Here is a 22,822-nt window from a genome sequence, read left to right as displayed (position 1 = left end):
GACGGCACCAGGAATTCGTTCGGGGACGGAGGACGCAAGACATACCACCGGATCCTGTCGGTGAGGACCTCGGGGGCCGTCGAACCGTCGCCGACGTGGCACCCACATCGCAGGACAGCACGGGAGGACAGCGCCGACGCCCGGCATGGGAGGACAGCGCCCCATGTGAGGGAACAACTCCCTGCCCTCATCTCATGTTTTATAGGTTGCGTAGGTGTTCCACGCACTGCGTCACTCCCGTTCCGACTGTCCACCAGCCCGCTCGACACGTTGCCACCGGCATGGTTCGCGGGACCTTGACGGGCTTCTGGCCTTTGAAGTGCATTTCAACTGGATCTCTGGCGTTGGAGTCCATCCCGGCCGTCAGAAGGCGGGGTGCCGGCCGCGGACCGGGCTGAGTGTCTCCAGCAGGGAAGCGATGTGCAGGATCGTCGACTCGGCGTACCAGGTGGCGACCAGTTGCACGCCGATCGGCAGGCCGTCGCTGCTCGTGCCGAACCGCATGGACAGGGCCGGGAGGCCCGTGAGGCTGAAGGGTACGGTCGTCGAGCTCACGTGGAAGGCGCCCACCGTCCGGCCGTCGAGGGTGAACCGTCCGAGCCCGTGCGCGTGCGCGGGGATCGTCGTCACGGGAAGCAGCAGCGCGTCGTACCGCTGGAAGTACTCCGCGAAACCGTCCCGGAGCCGCTCGACGCCCTGCTCGGCCAGGACGTAGTCCTCCACTGACGTGTCGGGTGCGGCGAGCAGAGCCTTGGAGTACGTGAACATCTGGTCCTCGTGACCCGCGGTGGTCTCGCGGACGGCCGGCTTCATCTCCATGACGTGCTGCCGGGCGAAGAGTTCGAGGGGGTTGTCCCGCTCGAGAGCCGGGATGTTCACGGCCTCGACCCCGACACCCGCCCCCTCCAGGGCGTCCGCGGCCTTCTGCACAGTCGCCACGACCTCTGCGTCGACCGGACCGAGTCCCGAGTCGACCAGCCAACCGACGCGGACGGGCCGGTCCGGTGAGGCGCCCAGGCCGGCGTCGAACTCGGGCGGGAGCACGGAGAAGCCGTCGGCTCCGTCGGGGCCGGCCAGTAGTGGATACGCCAGTGCGAGGTCACGGACGGTCCGGGCCATGGGACCGGCGTGCCAGTCGCGGCGGGGCTCCCGCGGCCAGAACCCCGTCAGCGGGATGCGCCCGTGCGTCGGCTTGAGGGCTGCGATACCGGTGTCCGACGACGGCCCACGCACCGAGATGGACAAGTCGCTTCCGAGACCGAGCGGCGACATCCCAGCGGCGATGGCCGCGGACTCCCCACCGCTTGAACCTCCGGACGAGCGGTTGAGGTCCCAGGGATTGTTCGTCCGGCCCGTCAAGAGGTTGTCGGACTCGACCCAGTACGAGAACTCCGGGAGATTGGTCTTCGCCAGAAGGATCGCGCCGGCCCGCTTCAACCGCGCCACGCCGGTGGCGTCCGTGTCCGGGACACGCCCCGCGAAGATCGGCGACCCGCGCTGGGTGAGCACTCCGGCTGTGTCGAAGCCGTCCTTGACGGTGAAGGGCACACCGTGGAGCGGTCCCACCTGCCCACCCGCCGCGAGTTGCTCGTCCGCCGCCCTCGCAGCGTCGAGCGCGCCGTCGGCGAGCGTCACGATCGCGTTCACCTGAGGGTCGGTGGCCTCGACGCGGTCGAGGTGCGCCTGAACCACCTCGACGGAGGAGACCTTCCTCGTGCGGATCAGCTCGGCGAGTTCGGTCGCGTCAGAGTGGATGAGGTCGGAGGCCATGAGGGAGTTCCTCTCAGATCTGTATATGCCGCCGTACTATCCGGTCGTTCGCTGCTTCGGACGGTGCGACGCGCCGCCGGGGTGTCGGAGCCCACGGCCCGCTCAAGGCCCCGGGACGAGTTCGGCACGACCGCCATGACCCGCCGACAGCTCGGCGAGCTCATCGACGAGCTGACTGCTGCGCCGGAGGGTCAACGCGTCCGAGTGCTCCGCACACGTCGCGGTCACGAGCGGTCGGCAGCCGCGCAAACTCGCGACCATGGACCTCCTCGGCCAACTCTTCGGCGTCACCGCCATGACCACAAACCGCGCGAATCCGGAAAGCCTCCCACCCTCTCCCGACCCCACTTGAACCAAGAACCAAAAGACGAGCCAAAGATCTGCACGCCTTGAGGAGCCGAAGTCAGTATCGTGGTGTCGCATTCCCTTCGGGCAAAGAGATGCTCGCGGTCGATGCCTCGTTTCATGAAGTACGGCGCGGTGCAAAAACTCAATTATCTCAAAAAGTGCTTTGGGCGACCGAGGAGGCCTGGGCATGGAAACCGGCGACCGCCTGAGAGACCTCGCGCAGCGCGTGGGGACGGCCGACGTCGTGGACGCCCTGGGTCGGGTGCACCGGCATCGCAGTCACCTGGTCGATCTCGCCAGTCCCGCGCCCGACCGGTTGCTCTTCGGCCCTGCGGTGACGATCTCGTTCTTTCCCGCCTGCGAGGCCGCGCTGCCCTCGGAGACGTTCAATTTCCCTGCCCTCTTCAGCGAGGCGGTCCGGGAAGGGGGCGAAGGCCGTGTTCTTGTCATGGCGAGCAATGGGTATCCAGACACCTCGATGGCCGGCGGAACCAAGCTCTCACTGTTGAGACACGCAGGGGTATCAGGTCTTCTCGCCGACGGACGGATCCGCGATTTCGACGAGTTGGCCGACACTGAACTGGCGGTGTACTGCCGGGGCGAGGCCGTCGCGTGGGGAGGGGCCACGGTCACGGCTTTCGAGGCCAATCGCCCCGTGGTACTGGGCAGGGTCGGGGTCATGCTGGGTGACTACGTGTTCGCGAAGGGATCGAACGCGGTGGTCATTCCGCGGGACCAGGTACTCGACGTGCTCGAGGACGCCGAGCGGACGATGGGGGAAGAGGCCGATTTGGCGACTCGATGGACCGCGGGGACCCCCGAGTCAGGAAGGGCGGACGTCCGGTGACTTCGGGTCTCGCCGTCGGCGTCCCAGGAGCACGTCCGCGGGCCGGCCGCGCCCTCATGGGCAGGCAGACCGGCGCCAGGAAACAGAGCCGACTCGTTGTCCCTTCCCGGAAGGCACGTCGTGAACGCAGAAGCGCGTGACCAGGACATCCACTTCGACGGACTGCGTGCGCTCTTCGTCAACTGCACACTCAAACCGTCCCCGCAACGCAGCAACACCGAAGAACTGCTCCTCATGAGCAGCACCCTGATGGAGCGCCAGGGTGTCGAGGTGGAGGTTGTTCGAGCGGTGGACCGCGACATCGCGACGGGCGTCTGGCCCGACATGACGGAACACGGAGCGCCCAGTGACGAGTGGCCCGTCCTCTATCAACGAGTACTGGACGCCGACATCCTGGTGCTGTGCGGTCCGATCTGGCTGGGCGACAACGCCAGCGTGACCAAGCGGGTTGTGGAGAGGCTCTATGCCTGCTCGTCCCTGCTCAACGAGCGGGGTCAGTACGCCTACTACGGCCGCGTCGCGGGGTGCCTGATCACCGGGAACGAGGACGGCCTCAAGCACTGTGCGAGCAATCTGCTCTACAGCCTGCAGCATCTCGGCTACACCATTCCGCCGCAGGCGGACGCCGGTTGGATCGGAGAAGTGGGGCCCGGCCCGTCCTACGCGGACCCGGGGTCCGGCGGGCCCGAGAACGACTTCACCAACCGCAACACCGCGTTCATGACCTGGAACCTCATGCACGTTGCCAAGCTGCTGAAGGAGGCGGGAGGTATCCCCGCCCACGGAAATCAACGCTCCCTCTGGGATGCCGGATGCGGTTCGGGGCAGTCCAATCCCGAGCACCGCTGAGCGGGGGCATGAGAGCGTTCCGCTCATGCCACGCGTCCGGATCCGGTTGAGGCGCGTTCGTGCCGTCTGGTCGCCGAATCGGGGTTGATGCGGCGCCGGCGTCCGACTTCGGCCGAGCGCGCCGAAGGGGCCGATAACAGCAGGGGCGGCCCTCGCTCAGCCTCGCGCGAGGTGGGGAGGTCTTCGCCGAGATGCCCGCCATCGCCCCCGTCCGCGCCGCCTCCGACCGGCGTCCCCCGCGCATCCGGTGAGCACCGCCCCTGGCTCGATGAGGTCATGACGGGGCTTCCCAGTACTTCCAGCCGGTCTCGGAGCTGGGGAGCGACGAGGCTTCTCCCCGAGCGGGGGACCTTCGAGGCGCTGATCAGTCTTGCTTTGACGGTGCGAGCCCGCGACCTGACGCGAACGCTTCCAAGTGGGGAACGAACCTCGCATATCGTCTCAAGTGTCAAACTCTGATGTGAAATCACACGCTTGCGTTTGAACGGCAGTTGGGAACATCTAGCACTGCCTTGCTAGTACTCGTAATTTAGGAATTATTGTTGACACGCGTCTGTAACCGCTGCAAGATCCTGGAAACATTCCGCAGGCGCGCGGGCATTGACTGGTCCGACGTCCCACCGCCGCACCCTCCACGAGGGGGCGGCAGCTCAGACTCACGACCAGGACGGGTCGGCACGCCTGATCGAAGGATCCGATGTGAAACGACATCTCACCGTCCTCCTCGCCCTCCTGACCGGCTTGCTGGCCGTGTCGGCACCCGCCCACGCAGGCCCGGCGGCCGGCACTGCCGCCGTTCCGGCGCCGGCATCTCAGCAGGTGCTGAGCCCGACGCCGTACATGGGCTGGAACACCTACTACGCGCTGGGTGGTGATCCGACCGAGGCCGAGATCAAGTCAGTGGCCGACTTCCTGGTCAGCAGCGGTCTGCGCGACGCCGGTTACCAGTACGTCTGGATCGACGGCAACTGGGCGGCGCCGACCCCGCGCAGCGCGGCCGGCGACCTGGTGCCGAACCCCGACCAGTTCCCGAACGGGCTGAAGCCGCTCGTCGACTACATCCACTCCAAGGGCCTCAAGGCCGGCATCTACACCGACGCCGGCCCCTACATCCCGGGCAAGTGCGGACTCGGCAGCCACGGCTACTACCAGCGCGACGCGGACCAGTTCGCCGCCTGGAAGTTCGACGCGGTCAAGGCGGACTACCTCTGCGGGATCGCGGCGAACCTCGACCCGAAGACCGTCTACACCGAGTTCGCGCAGGCCTTGCGGAACAACGCCAGCAAGCGCCCCATGATCTTCAACCTCTGCAACCCGGTGACCTCCCCGGACTGGGGCAACTACCCGGAGGAGCAGCAGTCGACGTACTCCTGGACCTATGCGCCGTCGATCGCGCAGTCCTGGCGGACGTACACGGATGTGGGTTTCGTCGGCGAGATCAAGTACAAGGACGTGCTGCGGAACTACGACGCGAACGCGCGGCACCCCGAGGCCGCCGGGCCGGGGCACTTCAACGACCCGGACTACCTCGGTCCTGAACTGGGGATGACGGACGAGGAGTTCCGCACCCAGATGACGCTCTGGTCGGTCGCGGCCGCACCGCTGATGATCGGCAGCGACGTCCGCAAGCTCAGCAAGACCTCGCTCGGCATTCTCGAGGACCGCGATGTGATCGCGATCAACCAGGACTCCGCCGGTGTCCAGGCCGTCCGCGTCGGGGCCGCCGGCACGACGGAGACCTGGGTGAAGCGGCTCGCGAACGGTGACCGTGCCGTGGTGCTGCTGAACCGGGGCGACAGCCCGGCGACCCTGACCACGAAGGCCTCGTCCGTGGGTCTGTCCGGGGATCGGTTCACCCTGAAGAACGCCTGGACCGACCGGGTCACCGAGAGCGCCGGCACCATCAGTGCCGCCGTCCCGGCCCACGGCGCGGCCCTGTTCCGGGTCAGCCCGGCCACGGGCAAGCCCGGTGTTCCGCACGTCGTGGCCGGTCTGCCGCAGGTGACGCAGGTCGGTGACGACGCGGTGCCCGCCGGTACCGCCCCGCTCGTCGCCGGCGGCGACCAGGCCCGGGTCGAGGTCACCGTCCGCAACGACGGTGCGCAGCCGGTCTTCGCACCGCGGGTCGAGCTGGCCGTGCCCACCGGTTGGACGGCCCGTCCGCTCGGCACGGCGCCGAAGCTGCTGGACTCCGGCCACTCCGCGACCTTCGCCTTCACCGTGACCCTGCCGGCCACCGCCGCGCCGGGCGACGCCGCACTGACCGCCACCACGTCGTACGAGGTGATCGGCAAGGGACGGCTGCGGCAGGAGGCGTCCACGCCGATAGTTGTCGCACCGGCGGCGCCGGACGGCGACGTCGCACTGTCGCACCACCAGTGGATCAGCGCCACCAGCGGGTGGATGAGCCCGACCGTCGACCAGAGCGTCGGTGGCGGGTCGCCGATCAGCATGCTCGGCCAGGTCCACCCGACCGGCATCGGGGTCGCCTCGCCCTCCACGATCCGCTACTACCTCGGCGACCGGTGCAGCCGGCTGACCACCACCGTCGGCATCGACGACGCGGTACGCAACGTCGGCCCGGAGGGCGGCACGTCGACCTTCCAGGTGATCGGTGACGGCAAGGTGCTGTTCGACAGCGGCGTGCTGACCCGCGACGACATCCGTCAGGCCGACATCGACCTGACCGGCGTCCGGGTGCTCGACCTCGTGGTCGGTGACGCCGGCGACGGCGGCTACAACGACCGCGCCGACTGGGCCGGTCTGAACGCCACCTGCTGATCCGGCTCGGCCGCACCTGGGTGAGACCTCACCGGGGTGCGGCCGGTTCGCCAGGACATTGAGACGCCGTGGCGCGGTTGCGCGCCACGGCGTCGTGCTGCCGGGCCGGCCTCGACGGGGAGCGGACGCGTCAGGCGAGCCGCAGCACAACGCGTTCGGCGTCGTGCGCGGCGGGCCGTTGCACAGCACAGGCGCAGGCACAGGTCGGCTGACGACGGTGCAGTGGGCGCCGGACGAGCGCTGTTCGCCGCATCAGCAGGCGCCGACCGGGTCGATACGGCGAGCGGCAGCCGTACCGGTCGGGACGGCAGCAGGTTGATGCTGTCGAGTCGGCCGGGTTGCCGGCCGCCGCAACGAGACGGTCACCCCACCTGGCACCGCGCTCTGAAGGACTCCCTTGGCCGTGGAAGATGTGGATCACTCCGAGTTCTTCGGTGGGGACGGCAGCCGAAGGGCTGCGGAAGACCGCTGGAGTGGCCGGTTCCCACATCCGCCGGAGAGACTGGGCGTACGGAAGCGGCAGGGCGGACCGAGGTGATCGCCGATGATGGACGAGAGCGTGGACTATCCGGGTCTCATCGTCCCGGTCGGGCATGTCGAGCCGGTGCCGCGGCGTATCCGGGCGCAGGTCGGCGGCCGGTGGGTGTGCGACACCCACCGTGCGCTGTATGTGTGGGAGTGGCCCGGCTATCCGCAGTACAGCATTCCGCTGCGGGATCTGGCCGAGGGCGTCCTGACCGACGACGGCCGCGCCGGGCGGCTGGGCCCCGGCCCCGCGCGGCGGCACTCGCTGCGGGTCGGTTCCGAGGTCCGCGAGGGCGCGGCGTGGGTGTGGGACGAGGGAGCCCCGACGGCACTCATCGGCACCGCCCGCTTCCGGTGGGACGCGATCGACGCGTGGTACGAGGAGGAAGAGCAGGTCTTCGTGCACCCGAGGAGCCCGTACACCCGGGTGGACGCGCTGCGCTCCTCCGGCACCGTGCGCGTCGAGGTGGACGGCACCGTCCTGGCGGACGCGCCGTCCTCGGTGAAGCTCTTCGAAACCGGACTGCCGACCCGCTACTACGTGGAGCGCGCCTTCGTCGACTGGACCCTGCTGCGTTCCTCGGAAAGCGTGACGGGGTGCCCGTACAAGGGGAGGACCAGCGGGTACTGGTCGTTCGTGAGCGGGGCCGCCACCCACGAGGATCTCGCCTGGGCGTACGACTTCCCGACGGTGTCGTGCGCCGCCATCGCGGGGATGGTCGCCTTCTACAACGAGCACGTCGACCTGTACGTGGACGGCGTCCTGCTCCCGCGGCCCACCGCCCTTTCGCGAGCGGAGTGGGACAAGCAGCGGCGGGCGGGATCCTGAGCTGCTCGTCGGCGCCGACGGACGGAGCCTGCGGGCCCGCGGTTGCCCGGCCGCGGCGCAGGGCGTCGAATCGCCGGTCGCGCGGTACCGGTCGGCGATGCCCCGACGCCGGCAGTCGTTCCTGCGTCTCGCGTGTGAGGATCCGCTGCGGGACACCGGCGCGTGCGGGGAGAGCCGAGCCGACCGGTGGGCAGCACGGGCCCCGCCGCCGTCCGGTCAGTGCTGCGGCAGGGGCGGTCACCCGCCACGGGGTGACGACGGATCTGGCGGCAGGCTGGATCCGCGTCGTCACCGCCGCCCCGCGACGGCCGTGGAACCGGCCCCGATCACGCTTCGCGACCTCGCTCAGGTGTGGAAGCACTTCCTGTGCCCGTCTGCCGGTTCGAAGCATGCCCGGAGTCCGGTGCGGGCGGTGCCGTCGATCATGGGTGTGACAAGCGGGTCCTCCGTGTCGTACTTGTCCGCGACCGTGGCGTGCTCCGGTGCGCCACCCGGGGTGGACACGGTGAGTACGTCTCCGATCCGCGCGGTGCCCACCAGCGCCCACGCGGCGCGGCACTGCTCGCTGTAGACGATTTCCAGCGGTGTTCCGGTGGAAAGTCTCTGCTCGCCGAGTACTTCTTCCTGATCGGGCATGGCGCAGCCCATCGCCGTCGGCTGGTGACCTGTACAGGTCCGGGCGTGGCATCCGGGAGCGGGCGCAGCGTAGGGCGCGGTATTCGTGGGGTTGTCGATGGCCGTATGAAGCCAGGCGGTCACTCCTGTCGCGGCCGTGAGCCCGACCGCGCAGAGGACGGCGAGGATCCCCCGGTGCCGCCGTCCGCCCCGTCCGTGTACCGGGCCGGGTGTGGCGTGGCCTGTGGAGGGTCCGTGGTCGCCCGGCCGGTCGTCGTACGACGGAGTTGTGTCCGTTCGGGCCACCGGGGCTGCCGTCGTGTGGGCGCGTCCGCTCCACTCCAGGTCGGCCAGTTCCCACAGCGCCACCAGACGCCCGGCGGGTTCATGTGCCACAGTGCACAGCGCCTCGACGGCTTGGCGCGGGGCGAGCTGCTTGCCGTTGAGGTAGCGCTCCCAGGAGGACTTGCTGTACGCGGTGCGCTCCGCCAGGGCAACCATGCTCAAGCCCGTCCGGGTCCTGAGATCGCGCAGTTCGCCGGCCAGCCGCCCGCACACGGGTCCGGCCGCGGACGCTTCCGTATCCGTCATTTCCGCAGTACCTGCCAGGTGTGCGGGCCCACGAGGCCGTCAGGAGGCAGGCCGGCCCTGTCCTGCAGGCGCTTGACCGCCCGCGTGGTGTTCGGCCCGTAGACACCGTCCACAACGCCCGGGTCGAAGCCCAGACGGCGCAACAGACACTGAGCCTCCACGACATCCCACCCCGGCTCGGCGAGCAGTGCCGTGCTGGTGGTGCTGTAGCCCGCGTACCACCGTCCCGCCTTCTGCTCGACCTCACAGGGATAGGTCTTCCCCGCCCGGTAGGCGAAGGCCGCGTGGGACGGAGGGGCCGAGTCCTCGTTCCTCCAGGGTGCGACGACCAGGAGCCCGGCGATCAGCCCGCCGAGAACCACAGCCACAAGGACACCGATCACTGCCGTGCGCCGTGCACCCCGCGACGGGGGCGGATCCGGTCTCCTCGATGTGCCGGGTTCCTGCCGCCACGCCTCCTCGGCCACCTCATGAAGCACCAGAAGCCGTGTCGGATCGGCACCGCCGACCCGCGCCAGCTCTTCCACCGCCTGCCGCGGTGGCAGGGCCCGCCCATTGAGATAACGCTCCCAGGAGGAGCGGGAGTAGCCCGTCTTCGACTGCAGCGACGACAGACTCATCCCACTGTGGTCCTTCAGCCGGCGCAGCTGAACGACCAGGTTTCGCGCCCGCTCATCAAGTGAATCGGGTAATTCTTTCCAACGCGGCATGTTCCACCCCATACCACTTGCCGATCTGATCAGTCGTCACAATCATGTCGTCCAGGGGACTCCACCGTAGGCGGCCTTTCGGCCAGCCCGGCTGCTTCCCGCCCTGCCATCGCATCCCGGCCGTGCTTCAAAGGGAGCACTGTCCCGGCAGGTCAGCGGGCGGGACGTCCCGCGAAGCCCTCAATCCCGCGTCGTTCCTGGCAGCCGGCACCGGTTGCCCCGCAGTCTCGGTGTGCAAGCCGGGCGGCGCGGTCCACCCCGCGCCGCCCTCGCCACAACGAGGAAGGAGCACCTTCCATGAACCGTCGCAAGGGTCTGGTCCTGTCGCCTGCGGCCTCGCGGTGTCGACCACGTCCGCCTCGGCGGCCGACGCCTCGGTCGTCCCCAAGGTCACGACTTCTGTTGTGCATCCGGCCGGCCGCTGCTTGGTGCGGACCAAGGAGACCACCCACTGCATCGGCCTCACGGCCGGCTGCTCCTGGGCCTGGAACGTCACCGTGCGCCCCGGTGCAACGGGGGACAGGGTCAAGGAGATCCGGTGTCTCACCGACCACTACGGCGAGGGTCCCAGCGCACTCGACGGTGTCTACGGGCCGGCTACCACCGCTGCCGTGAAGCGGGTGCAGGCGCGTTGCGGATTCTCATCCGCGGAGCGCGACGGCATCGTCGGCCCCATGACCTGGCGTTGCCTGCCAATTCCCTGACGGGGCCGCCGTGGTGCAGCCGTCGCTGCGGCGCGTTCGCCGGTGTCCGCGGTGGGCCTGTCACCCGGGGTGGACAGGAGGAGGGGAAGCCCGGATTCGCCGCCGCAGCGTTCGGCGACAGTGGCGAGAATGCTTCGGCCCGTCACCGGCCATCGGCGGCCCTCGCCCGGTACCCGCACGGGGCCGCGCAGTTCGCCGCCCACGAGCGGGTCGTCCGTGCCGCAAAGCCTTCGTCCCGGGCAGGAAGAAGCAGTACTCGGTGACCCCGGAGACTCGGGCCGTGCAAGTCGAGTGCCCTGCTCGTTCTTGAGGCGACGGGCGCACCGACGACACCCCGCCGAGGGACGGCGCTCCCGGTGCGGCAGGCAGAACTCATTCCCGCTTCGACGATCCACCGCGGCCAGGTACATGCGCCGGAGGTGCCGGCGGCTGGCCGCGCGTGCCTATTTTCCGGACGGTCGTGTCCCGCAAACACAGTGCGGCATGTGTCATTCGGACTCGCCGCACGTCATCTGGAGGAAGAACTCACCATGCGTATCAACAAACGTCTCTCGGCGGCATTCGTGACGGCAGCAGTGCTCGGGGGAGGGCTGGCCATGGCCCCCGCCGCGGAGGCCGGAACCCAGTCGGCGCAGACCTACACCTGTCACTACTCGGCCTCCGGAGGTCATGAGTACGCCGGCTACTACAGCGGCAACACGGTCGTTCCGTCGGCTTCCTCTGTCACGAATGCGGGCATCGAGGCGCAGTGCCTGCTGAAGTGGATCGGGTACTACCGCTACTCGGTGGACGGGATCTTCGGCGCGCATTCCCAGGCAGCGATGACACTGGCCCAGCAGACCATGGGAGGCGTCACGGTCGACGGCTTGCCGGGGCCGCAGTCCTGGCCCGGACTGCGCTACCTCGCCGCCGGCTGAGCAGGGGCCCGGGGACCGGTGCGGTGACTCGGCCGTCTCCGGTCCCCGCCGGCTCCACCGTCATTCGTCATACGGGCCCGGCGGGGCCTGTTGCCCACGCCGGTTGCCGACGAGAACCGCCACGTCCGCGGATTCAGAGTTCGAAGTGCGCCGTGGCACAGGGGAGAAGAGGAGAGAAGATGTCGATCATGCGAGCTGCTCGCCGCACGGCCGTAACAGGAGCGGCCCTGGTGTGCGCCGTGGCAGGACTCGTCGGCACCGCCGACGCGTCGACCACCGCCGGCTGGATCGGTTACGGCTACGCGAACACCAGCAACGGAGTGAGGTGCGTGCAAGAGGCCGTCAACAACTCGCCCGCTCCCGCCCATGTGACCGTCGACGGTGCCTTCGGTCCCCAGACCTACTCCGGCATCAAGAGCTTCCAGCAGTGGTGGAACCACGCCGGCTATTCCCCGCACCTGAGCGTGGACGGCGTCGTCGGCCCGCAGACCGGGGATCAGATGCTGGGCTACGTCGGTGCGGGCTGCTACCTCTACGTCCCCAGTACCGACTGAACCGTGATCCCGCGCCCAGCCGGCCCTTCCGGGTGGGCACGGCGCGGTGCCCTTGTGGCGGAGATGTTCTCGCACGACCACGAGTGTCTCGGCGGGGCTCAACACGCCGCTCGGACACGTGCTCTCACGCTACGAAGCGAGGGCCTCGACCTTACGGTCGCGGTCCTCGTCGCGTGTTCGAAGGTCGACCGTGATGCCCGGGCCACTCGCAGGGCGGGCCGCCGACGCGCATGAGGCGGTCGACCTGGACCGGCCGGGCATTCCCAGCGACACACCCCGGAAAGACGCAGCACGTCGATCGGCCGCAGCGGCTCCGGGTCGTCACGGCGCCGACTGTGGTGATGAATTCGAACGGAACAGGTTGCGCCATCAGTATTGACAACGTTGTCTGAGACGCACAGGCTAGTCGCGATCTTCAGCTGGGTGTGCCCGTCCGCGAGCCAGCCATCCCCTCATGGAGCTTCCGCATGGTCCAAGACCGATGTCCCCACGCGCGGCAGCGGTCGCGGCGGTTCTCGCTGCCCAACGGCGCCCGTTGCGGCGCCGATCCGTGCTGACCCGCCGTCGGCGCGGAACAGCTTGAGCGCCGATCCAGGGCCGGGATTCGGCACGTCCGGTCCGAACGTCCTGCAGGCGCACTCAGGCTCGACTGCGATCGATCGACCGCAGTAGCCAGGTCCTTCACCCCTGAAGCTCGACGCTCCCAACCTCTATCAGTCAAAAGGCCTACCTTGATACCATATTCATCTTTCTCCCGCCTTTTGCCCCTTCGAAGATGGGTCAGTGCAGCGATAGCGCTGTCGCTTCCTGTGGGGGTGCTCACCCTCGCACCCGCGGCGATCGCCGCGGCGCCGGCGGCCGGCACCTTCAGCTCCTCGTTCGAGTCGGCCGACCCGCAACCCGCGACGAGCACCGTCGAGATCGGCGCGAACGGCAAGCCGATCCAGACGAACCTGAGCGGATCGAGCCCCTCGGGACTGCCCGGCAGCCTGCTCGACCAGGTCAGCGCGGTGACCGCGAGCGCCGAGAACCCGCCGGGCGAAGTCGTCACCAACCTCAAGGACGGCAATCCGTCGACCAAGTGGCTGGCGTTCGACAAGACCGGCTGGGCGGCCTACCGGCTGTCCAAGCCCGCGGCGGTGGTGAAGTACTCGCTGACCTCGGCGAACGACGCGCCGGGCCGCGACCCCAAGGACTTCACCGTGCAGGGGTCGGACGACGGCAGCACATGGACCGACCTGGACAGGCGCACGGGGGTGAGCTTCAGCGGGCGGTTCGCCACCAACACCTACAGCTTCACCAACACGACCGCCTACAGCTACTACCGGCTGAACGTCACCGCGAACTCCGGTGACTCGATCATCCAGCTCGCCGACTGGAACATCAGCGACGGCTCGAACGTGATACCGCCGGCCACCCCGATGGTCGGCGTCGTCGGCGCCGGTCCGGTCAGTGGCTACAACATGAAGTCGGGGGCCGGATTCACCGGAACGGCTTCGCTGCGGTACTCGGGCGGCGCCCAGACCGACGGTCGCTCGTCCGCGACCGACAAGCTCTTCGACGTCAACATCCCGGTCGGCCCGAAGACCCGGCTGTCGTACAAGATCTTCCCCGAGTTCACCGGCAAGGACGCTCAATACCCGTCCACCTACGCCGCCGTCGACCTGCACTTCACCGACGGCAGCTACCTGAGCGGACGTTCGCCCGTCGACCAGCACGGCTACGCGCTGACGGCCGCCGGGCAGGGCGCGTCGAAGGTGCTCTACGCCGACCAGTGGAACGCGGTCCAGTCCGACATCGGGGCGGTCGCGAACGGCAAGACGATCGACCGCATCCTGCTCGCCTACGACGATCCCGACGCGACCGCCTCGACGCGTTTCCAGGGCTGGCTCGACGACATCGCCGTGACGGGCGCGCCTACGCCGATCGACGGCTCCAGCGCGACGAACTACGTCGACACCCGGCGCGGGTCCAACGCATCGGGCTCGTTCTCGCGGGGCAACAACCTGCCGATCTCGGCTGTGCCGAACGGCTTCAACTTCTTCACCCCGGTCACCAACGCCACGTCCAACTCCTGGGAGTACGACTACCAGCAGGGCAACAACGCGGCCAATCTGCCGATGCTGCAGGGACTCGCGATCTCGCACGAGCCCAGCCCGTGGATGGGGGACCGCAACCAGATGTCGGTCATGCCGGTGCCTGACGGCGGCTCGCTCACCGGAGCGCCCGGCACACGCGCGCTGGCCTTCAGCCACCAGGACGAGACCGCGCGGCCGGACTTCTACCGGGTCACCACGCAGAACGGCCTGACCGCGCAGATGTCGCCCACCGACCACGGTGGGATCATGCAGTTCACCTTCCCGTCCGGAAAGGCCACGGGAAGCCTCGTCTTCTACAACGGCACGTTCACCATCGGTACGGACGGCACGTTCACCGGCTGGGTCGACAACGGCAGCGGTCTGTCCGCCGGTCGCAGCCGGATGTTCGTGTCCGGCACCTTCGACCGGGCGCCGACGGCGTCCTCCGCGACGTCCGCCACCTTCGACACCTCGGCGAACTCGCAGGTGACGATGCGTATCGCGACGTCGTTCATCTCGGTCGACCAGGCTCACCGGAACCTCGACCTGGAGGTCACCGGCAAGAGCTTCGACCGCATCCACGACGCCGCCACGGCGGCATGGAACGACCGGCTCGGCCGGGTCGAGGTCAAGGGCGCGAACGAGACCCAGAAGGTCACGTTGTACTCGAACCTCTACCGGCTGAACCTGTACCCGAACTCGCAGTCGGAGAACACCGGCACCGCCGCCGCACCGCACTGGCAGTACGCCAGCCCGGTGTCGGCGCCGACCGGCACGTCGACCGCCACGCAGACCGGTGCGAAGATCGTCGACGGGCAGATCTACGTCAACAACGGATTCTGGGACACCTACCGCACCGTGTGGCCCGCCTACTCGCTGCTGTACCCGGACATCGCAGCCAAGATCTCTGACGGGTTCGTTCAGCAGTACCGCGACGGCGGCTGGATAGCCCGCTGGTCGTCACCCGGCTACGCCGACCTGATGACCGGCACCAGCGCGAACGTCGCGCTGGCCGAGGCGTATCTCAACGGCGTCAAGGTGCCCGACCCGCTCGCCGCCTACGACGCGGCGGTCAAGGACGCGACCGTTGCGTCCGGGCGCAGCGAGGTCGGCCGCAAGGGCATCGAGAAGTCGCTGTTCCTCGGCTACACGCCGACCTCCACCGGCGAGTCGGTGTCGTGGGCGCTGGAAGGCTTCATCAACGACTACGGCATCGGGAACATGGGTGCGGCCCTGGCCAAGGACCCGGCCACACCGAAGTCGGAGCGCAAGCGGCTCAAGGAGGAGTCGCAGTACTTCCTCGAGCGCGCCCGCAACTACGTGAACCTCTTCGACACGGACACGAAGTTCTTCGAGGGTCGCGACGCCAACGGCAAGTTCCTTGCCGGCAACCCGCTGGACTGGGGTGGCGCCTACACCGAGACGGACGGGTGGAACTTCGCGTTCACCGCACAGCAGGACGGCCAGGGCCTGGCCAACCTGTACGGCGGGCAGAAGGGGCTGGCGCAGAAGCTCGACCAGTTCTTCTCCACCCCGGAGAAGGCCGACCACCCCGGTGGCTACGGCGGCACGATCCACGAGATGCTCGAGGCGCAAGCGGTGCGCATGGGCCAACTCGGCATGAGCAACCAGCCGTCGCACCACATCCCGTACATGTACGACTACGCCGGGGCTCCGTCGAAGACCCAGGCGATCGTGCGGGAGATCCTGCAGCGCCTCTACGTCGGCGACGAGATCGGCCAGGGCTACCCGGGTGACGAGGACAACGGCGAGATGTCGTCGTGGTACATCCTCAGCTCGCTGGGCATCTACCCGCTGCAGGCCGGCTCCTCCAACTGGGCGATCGGCTCACCGCAGTTCACCCAGATGACGGTTCACCGGAAGAGCGGCGACATCGTCGTCAACGCGCCCGACAACAGCACGAAGAACGTCTACGTGCAGGGCGTGAAGGTCAACGGGAAGACGCAGCACGCGGTGTCCATCGACTCGTCCGTGTTCGCCCACGGCGGCCGGATCGACTTCCAGATGGGCTCGCACCCGTCGTCCTGGGGCACCGGCAAGAACGACGCGCCGCCGTCCCTGACCAAGGGCAACGACGTGCCCAAGCCTCTGCAGGACACCACGGGCCCCGGTCTCGGTACCGCGACCGCGAGTGACGGGCAGGACGCGTCGAAGCTGTTCGACGACTCGTCGACCACGCAGATGACCTTCACCACCGGCACGCCGCAGATCAACTGGGCCTTCCGCGGCGGCAAGCAGCTGCCGACGTACTACACCCTCACCTCCGGGGCGAGTGCGGGCGACCCGGCGGACTGGAAGCTGCAGGGCTCCAACGACGGGATCACCTGGACCACCGTCGACTCCCGCAAGGGCGAGGTCTTCCCGTCGCGCAACCAGAGCCGGCCGTTCAAGATGGACGATCCGGGTAAGTTCGCGCGGTTCCGTCTGGTCGTGACCAAGACGGTCGGTGCCGCGCAGACGAACCTCGCCGAGGTCGAGTTGCTCGCGGGCGGCGACGTCCAGATCGGTGGCGGAGACCTCACGGTCACCGCCGCGAGCAGCGAGTTGCACGCGACGTCCGGTGTGGCGGTCTCCGCACCGCTGGCCACCGTGACCGGTGGCACTGCGAGCGGCTACCAGGCCACGGTGGACTGGGGTGACGGCTCGCCGGTCACCACGGGCACCACGGCCCTGAGCTCGCGGGGCGTGTACAGCGTCAGCGGCTCGCACACCTACGCCGAGCCCGGTTACCACCAGGCCAAGGTCACGGTGACCGACGGCAACGTGCAGAGTGCGGCGACGGTCGGAGTGGACGTGGCCTACGCGCCGAGTGACGGCCTGACCGCGGCATTCGACTCCGTGTGCATCGGGGACGAGGGTGTCGTCGCGGCGAACTGCGACAGCAAGTCGTGGGCGTACTCACGTTCCGCTCTTGCGGCGGCCGGTGTGACCCAGGGCAAGGACCACGAGGTACCCGGAACGGCGCTGCACTTCACGCTGCCCGTGGCTTCGGCGGGTCAGCCGGACAACGCCACCGGCAACGGCAGCAGGATCGCGCTCGACCTGCCGGACGACGTGAAGAGCATCTCGTTCATCGGCGCCGGAACGCAGGGCAACCAGAGCACCACCGGTACGGCGACGTTCAGCGACGGCAGCACCGCCGACATCCCGATCCGGATGAGCGACTGGACGCTGGGCGGCAACCCCGACGGCACACCGTCCTACGGCAACATCGTCGTCGCCAAGGCCGCGTACCGACTGCTCGGCACCAGCCGGGACGGCGCACAGCCGTTCCTGTTCGCCACCGAGCCGTACCAGATCCCCGAGGGCAAGACGCTGGTCTCGGTGACCCTGCCGACGCAGACCGGCGACCCGGGCTCGGCGGGCAGGATCCACGTGTTCGCCGTCGCCCACGACGGCACGCCGGACGTTGCGCTCACGACCACCGCCCCCAAGGACCAGACGGCCACGCCGGGGAAGGTGTTCTCGGCGGACCTCGGTTCGGTGACCGGTGGCGTCACCGACTCGACGGGCTACCAGGCCCGCGTCCAGTGGGGTGACGGCACGGTTCCGGCCGACGCGACGGTCGACTCGTCCGGCGCGATCAGCGGACAGCACACATACGTGCAGGAGGGCACGTACACGGTGCACGTCACCAGCTGGGACAGCCTGTCCAGCAGCACCGAGACGTTCACCGTGACCGTGGGCAAGGCGACGGTGCAGCCGTCGATCTCGGCGTCGGTGTCCGGCAGTGCCGCCGGTGACCGGATCACCGTCAACGGCAGCGGGTTCGCCGCCGGCGAGCAGGTGACCGTCAAGCTGGGCACCAGCCCGGCGCGCACCCTGACGGTCGCGGCCTCCACGACGGGGGCGGTACACGCGTCGATCTCGGCGTCCGACGAGGCGCAGCCCGGTCGGTACTCCGTCACCGCCGCCGGCAAGTCCTCGCGGACACCGGCGACGGCGACGGTCAAGGTGACCGAGGAGTCGGCGGCACCCGCATACCGACCGGAGGTGTTGCTGTCGGCGACTTCGGGGCCGCGCGCAACCGCGATCACCGTCAATGGTTCCGGGTTCGCACCGAACGAAGCCGTGCGGATCACCTTCGGTGACGGCCTCGCATCCGTCACGGTGCACGCGAACGGTGACGGCGTCGTCTCGGGCGCGACCATCAGTGTGCCGGGGGCGGCGAAGCCGGGTCCGACCAGCATCAAGCTGGCCGGGGCCGAATCGGTGAACCGCGTCCGGGTGCCCTTCACGGTCAGCCGGAACTGAGCCGAGGCAGTTCAAAGCCGCCGGTGGGCGGAGCCGTGAACACGGCTCCGCCCACCGGCGGCCTCGTGATGGGGGCGACCCGGTCGGCACGTTGCTCCGATTCCGGCGAAGCAGCCGGCGGTGCCGGGCACTGATCTCTTCGTTTCGGGGGTCCGGATCCGCGTCGGGACCGTCCATGAAGGTGAGCCCCGAAGCGAGGTGTGGCGTGCACGCGGTTGCGTGCACGCCACACGAGTATCGGGACGGCGGTCGGCCCGTAGGGCAACCGTCTACTTGAAGCGGACCACCTGCGGGTCGTGGTCGCTTGTCTGGTCGGAGAACTCGGCGTTGATGTGGACGACCTGGTACTGGAACTTCTTGATGGCCGGTGAGACCAGGATGTGGTCCAGCGTCTGGGAGTTGCCGTCGTACACGTAGCTGTACCGCTCGTTCACCGGCAGGGTGTTGATGAGGTCCGTGAGGACACCGCCCGAGGTCAGGGCGGCCAGCGGCTTCGAGAACTGATAGTCGTTCAGGTCACCGAGGACGACGACCTGGGCCTTGCGGTCCTTGGCCAGGACGCCGGAGACGAAGGTGTTGACCTCCTTCGCCTGGGCCAGGCGCTGCGTCTCGGAGCCGAGCGTCGGCGGCTGGAAGGCGCCGTGCACCGGCTGGTCACCGCCCTTGGAGTTGAAGTGGTTGCCGACGACGAAGACCTGCTTGCCGCGGAACCGGAACTCACCGACCAACGGCTTGCGGCTGCTCGTCCAGGCGTCCGAGGAGGGGTCGATCCGGCCCGGGGACACCGAGAGCCGCACACCCTTCTTGCCGTCGGCGACCGCCGCGACGGACGTGGTGGAGTCACCGCCCGGCCGGTCCACGAAGGTGACACGCTTCGGGTTGAAGAGGAAGACGTTGCGGATGTTGCCACCCGGCTCGCCGCCGTCCGAGTCGTTCACCGGATCGATGGCGCGCCAGTCGTAGGACGGGCCGCCGGCCGCCTTGATGGCGTCGATGAACTGGGTGACGGTCTTGTCGGCAGCGACCGTTCCGTCGTCCTTGGGGCCGTTGTTGTCCTGGATCTCCTCCAGGCTCACGATGTCCGGGGCCGCCAGGTTCGTGACGATCCCCTCGGCCAGCCGGTCGAACTTGCTCTGCGGGTCGGTCGGGTCGAGGTTCTCGACGTTGTACGTGGCCACGGAGAGCTCGTTGGACTTGCCCTTCTTCGCCACGTCCGGCTTCAGACCGCCCGGCGCGACCGTTCCGAGAGCGGTGGCCTGGATGTTGTAGCCGCCGAAGTCGGCGTAGTCCACGGGGCCCACGGTGGTGCCGGACAGCGTGTCGCCCACATCGGCCTTGAGCTGGTCACCGGTCAGCGAGGTGACCAGCAGACGCCCGGAGTTGGGGTCGTCGTAGCCGTTGACGACGGTGCCGCCCCGGGGAGTGGGGTTCTGGTCGGGCTTGGTGGTGATCCACGTCTCGTCGTAGGCGTTGGTCGCGCCCACCACACGGGAGTCGCCGATCTGCACACGCATGCCTTCGTGGGCTTCCAGCCAGTCCAGCGCGTAGGTGCCGGGATTCAGCTCCAGGGACTCGATGCTGGCGCCCTGCGCCTGCGGCGCATAGGCGTCGGGCAGGGTGGCCGAGTCGATGACCTGGGCATCCGGCAGGGCGTTGCCGGAGGAGAGAGTGTCGGTCGTCGGTCCGGTCAGTTCGGTGACGGACTGCGTGCCGCTGCTCTTGCCACCGGGGTAGTACTCGCTCACCTTGCCCGAGACGAGTACCGAGTCGCCGATCTTGACCAGGGGAGTGGCGGAGCCCGTGTAGACGAAGATGCCCTCGCTGGTGGCCGCGTTCCCGTCGGGCTCGGGGTCCTGGATCCAGTAGCCCTTCGAGCCGGTGCTCCGCACACCGGTCACCACGCCGGGCACGTTGGTGACGGTCCTGCCGTTCTGCGGGGAGATCCGGCTGGTGCCCTGGATGTCGTGGATGCGGAGGTCGCCCGGGGTGGGGGTGGTCGACGGTGTAGGGGTGGGCGAGGGGTCGCCGGCGCCACCACCCGTGCTGCTGCGGGGGTTCGGAGCGGAACCGGTCAGGTCCACCGAGTTGTCGTCGGTGTCGGTGTACGTGGCGTTGCGTGAGACGGAGGTGGTGTTGCCGGCCCCGGTGGCGGGGGAGCCCTCCCGGACCACGGCGGTACCGAAACCGACGAGGTCCTTGATGGTGCCGTCCGCCGCGCAGTCGGCGGCGGTCAGGCAGGTGAGGGCGGTCGTCGAGTGAACCAGTGCCACGGTGCCGCTGGTTGCCGACATGGAGATGGTGCCCGTGGCGTCGGGTGAAGGCAGGGGAGTGTCGCCTGCCGAGCCCTTGGCCTCCTGGACCAGGTAGGTGCCGGCCGCGGGAATCGCGCCGTCGAGCGGGGTGACCTGCCACTTGCTGGTGGCGGACGGCGAGCCGGGCAGGTACTGCACGGACCAACCGCTCAGGTCGAAGGGCGCGGTGGCCGCGTTGCCCAACTCGATGAAGTCATTGGTATAGGAGGCGCCGGAGTTGCCGCCGCCGCCGTACACCTCGGAGATGGCGGCGTTCGACGAAGGTGCTGCCTGTGCGGTGAAGGGAAGCGCGATGAGCGATCCGGTGAGACCGACGGGAAGCGCCACGAGGAGGGCCTTGGCACCTCGGCCGCGCAGGGCCGGGGGTATACGTGAGGACACGTGGTGTCTCTTTCTGACTGGAGTGGACGTCGATGGCGCGGCTGAGATGTGGGGGGTGTGCGTTTTTTCTTGATCCGGCGTGAAGATACGCGCGTAGATCCATGTCGTACAAGGCGCCCGGCCTGGCGTGCGGCAAACGTTTCCCGACCGTTCGCCGACAGTGCGGACCCCCGATGCTCCGGTGAAGCCTTGCCGCCTCGCCGGATTCCTGATGTCGCCCGGTGAGGTGCGGTCGACGGTGGGTGCCGCCGGGGGCGGGCCTGCCCCGACATCGGGGCGCCATACCCGGCGACATGCGCGCCGACCGCGACCGGCGGACGGCCCTCTTGCCCAACTCTCCGCGGTACCACGGCACATCGGCCGAGGAGCGTCCTCACCCGAAGCCGGACTCCCGATCGGTGCCGACCCCTTCGGCGTCCACAGCAGCACCGCACAACAGAGGGTGGCCTCGCCCGGGACGGTCGGACCGGCCGTCCCGCCGCCCTCGGCGCCACCGAACAACCCGTGCCCGCCGGGCCGGTCAGCCCTTGACGATCGTCCGCTCCACATCGGGGAACCCCTTGTCCCACCAGTGTCCATAGCGCTGGTAGACGGACGGCTCGCGGCCGGCGAGCAACAGCGACAGCCTCTCCGCCTCCTCGGTCAGACCTTGCCACGCGGCCTTGCCGAGCTTGCGGAAGGCGGTCAGTTCCACTCCGCCGTCGGCTGCGCGCCACACTCCGACGACCTGCCCGTCGACGAGCAGGCAGGGCAGCACGTCGCCGTTGCGCCGGACGACCAGGGGACGGTACTCCGGGGGCATGACCCGCCCGGGGACGGCGTGAGCCAGCAGCGTGCTGTCCCACATCGGCAGCAACCTCGGTGGCGCCGGGGTGTCATCAGCGGGCACGGTGGCGTCGGCCAGGTCGAACAGGGCGGCGCGGCCCGGACCCGGCACTCGTTCCACCTGGTCGCCCAGCTCGTGCAGGGCTCTGCTGATCACGGGGCGGGTCAGCAGGGTGAACCGGGCGAAGTCCTGGGCCGACGCGGGCCCGAACGCGCGCAGGTAGGCGAGCAGCAGGCGCTGGACCCCGGCGTCGGCCTCCTGTGGCGCGGCCGCGGGGGCCGCCGATGAGACGCGGTAGGTGTTCGGCTGTGTGAACGACCACGGGCCGCCGGTCGGTGCGTGATGCAACGGCGCGAACGTGCGCAACGCCCACCACACGCGGTGTGCGTGCTCGCCGTGCCTCCCCATGACCCCGTCCTCCACCTGGGCGCCGGTGCGGGGCCGCTCCAGGAAGCCTGCGAGCTCCGGCAGCAGTGCGTCGGCGTCGTGGGCGGTCAGCCCTGTTGCGGCGAAGCGGCGGTCGTACAGCCGCGCCGCCCGCAGAGTGCTCAGCATGGCGGCGCGGTAGGGCTCGTAGTCCTCGGCGTGGACGACGTGCAGCGTGATCCGCATGAGGGTCGCCTTCACGATCCGACCGTGCGTGAACGCCGCGTCGAGATCCTCGGGCGCGAAGTCCTGCACACGGTTCCACAGCGCCAGGTACGGCGACGCCGGTGTCTGTGCCTGCAGAGCGCAGACCCGGCGAACGGCCTCCGCCACATCGAGACGGCAGCGCTCGAGCAGGAGCTGGCGGTCCAAGGTGGCCAGGGTGAGCTGCCGCACGGTGAGGCTCATGGCCGGATCATGCCACCCTGAGCGCCGGCATGGAGCAATCGGCGGGACAGTCAGCTGAGTTGACGGCACCTGCCCG

At 69.0% G+C, this 22,822-nt stretch carries 13 protein-coding genes and 1 pseudogene; 9 read left to right on the top strand and 5 right to left on the bottom strand.

What is annotated here, in order from left to right; translation table 11 throughout:
- Positions 1-363 precede the first annotated feature (363 nt).
- Entirely contained in the window at positions 364-1,770 is a 1,407-nt protein-coding gene (locus tag ACSHXN_RS09375; protein WP_383352865.1) for an amidase, read from the bottom strand.
- 129 nt (positions 1,771-1,899) lie between these two features.
- Between ACSHXN_RS09375 and ACSHXN_RS09370 the strand changes: the two are divergent.
- From ACSHXN_RS09370 to ACSHXN_RS09350, 5 genes and pseudogenes are all read left to right on the top strand, one after another.
- Positions 1,900-2,101 (top strand): annotated as a pseudogene (locus tag ACSHXN_RS09370) (ISAzo13 family transposase); the annotation flags it as partial.
- Positions 2,102-2,305: 204 nt separating this feature from the next.
- Positions 2,306-2,965: an RraA family protein gene (locus ACSHXN_RS09365; RefSeq protein WP_438302929.1), complete on the top strand. Its 660-nt coding sequence runs from the start codon at positions 2,306-2,308 to the stop codon at positions 2,963-2,965.
- Between the two features lie 120 nt (positions 2,966-3,085).
- Positions 3,086-3,814 carry a flavodoxin family protein gene (locus ACSHXN_RS09360; protein WP_355128399.1) on the top strand — a complete coding sequence of 243 codons (729 nt, stop codon included), beginning with the start codon at positions 3,086-3,088 and terminating at the stop codon, positions 3,812-3,814.
- A 699-nt stretch (positions 3,815-4,513) separates the two neighbouring features.
- On the top strand, positions 4,514-6,595 hold the full coding sequence (locus ACSHXN_RS09355; protein ID WP_355128401.1) for an NPCBM/NEW2 domain-containing protein: 2,082 nt from the start codon (positions 4,514-4,516) through the stop codon (positions 6,593-6,595).
- A gap of 544 nt (positions 6,596-7,139) precedes the next feature.
- Entirely contained in the window at positions 7,140-7,949 is an 810-nt protein-coding gene (locus tag ACSHXN_RS09350; RefSeq protein ID WP_438302928.1) for a DUF427 domain-containing protein, read from the top strand.
- Between the two features lie 345 nt (positions 7,950-8,294).
- On the opposite strand, the gene ACSHXN_RS09345 is transcribed toward ACSHXN_RS09350, so the two are convergent.
- Positions 8,295-9,155, bottom strand: a complete 861-nt coding sequence (locus ACSHXN_RS09345) for a helix-turn-helix domain-containing protein (RefSeq protein ID WP_355128417.1) — start codon at positions 9,153-9,155, stop codon at positions 8,295-8,297.
- Entirely contained in the window at positions 9,152-9,865 is a 714-nt protein-coding gene (locus tag ACSHXN_RS09340; protein WP_355128419.1) for a peptidoglycan-binding protein, read from the bottom strand. Before ACSHXN_RS09340 ends, ACSHXN_RS09345 begins: the two co-directional genes overlap by 4 nt.
- Positions 9,866-10,206: 341 nt before the next feature.
- Between ACSHXN_RS09340 and ACSHXN_RS09335 the strand changes: the two genes are divergently transcribed.
- The 4 genes from ACSHXN_RS09335 (at position 10,207) to ACSHXN_RS09320 (ending at position 18,393) form a co-directional block, all read left to right on the top strand.
- Positions 10,207-10,569, top strand: coding sequence for a peptidoglycan-binding domain-containing protein (locus ACSHXN_RS09335; protein ID WP_438302927.1), 363 nt, complete (start codon positions 10,207-10,209; stop codon positions 10,567-10,569).
- A gap of 485 nt (positions 10,570-11,054) precedes the next feature.
- Positions 11,055-11,486: a peptidoglycan-binding domain-containing protein gene (locus tag ACSHXN_RS09330; RefSeq protein WP_355128423.1), complete on the top strand. Its 432-nt coding sequence runs from the start codon at positions 11,055-11,057 to the stop codon at positions 11,484-11,486.
- Positions 11,487-11,665: 179 nt separating this feature from the next.
- Complete coding sequence (locus ACSHXN_RS09325; RefSeq protein ID WP_356109442.1) at positions 11,666-12,040, top strand: peptidoglycan-binding domain-containing protein; 375 nt, start codon at positions 11,666-11,668, stop codon at positions 12,038-12,040.
- 815 nt (positions 12,041-12,855) lie between these two features.
- On the top strand, positions 12,856-18,393 hold the full coding sequence (locus tag ACSHXN_RS09320; RefSeq protein ID WP_438302926.1) for a GH92 family glycosyl hydrolase: 5,538 nt from the start codon (positions 12,856-12,858) through the stop codon (positions 18,391-18,393).
- A gap of 269 nt (positions 18,394-18,662) precedes the next feature.
- On the opposite strand, the gene ACSHXN_RS09315 is transcribed toward ACSHXN_RS09320, so the two are convergent.
- On the bottom strand, positions 18,663-21,086 hold the full coding sequence (locus tag ACSHXN_RS09315; RefSeq protein WP_383355310.1) for an endonuclease/exonuclease/phosphatase family protein: 2,424 nt from the start codon (positions 21,084-21,086) through the stop codon (positions 18,663-18,665).
- A gap of 520 nt (positions 21,087-21,606) precedes the next feature.
- Positions 21,607-22,746: a winged helix DNA-binding domain-containing protein gene (locus ACSHXN_RS09310; RefSeq protein WP_438302925.1), complete on the bottom strand. Its 1,140-nt coding sequence runs from the start codon at positions 22,744-22,746 to the stop codon at positions 21,607-21,609.
- Positions 22,747-22,822 lie beyond the last annotated feature (76 nt).

Source organism: Streptomyces sp. HUAS TT11 (assembly GCF_051553595.1).
Taxonomy (GTDB): Bacteria; Actinomycetota; Actinomycetes; order Streptomycetales; family Streptomycetaceae; genus Streptomyces.
Note: the sequence above shows the minus strand (reverse complement) of the source record. Positions and strands in the feature narration are given on the sequence as shown.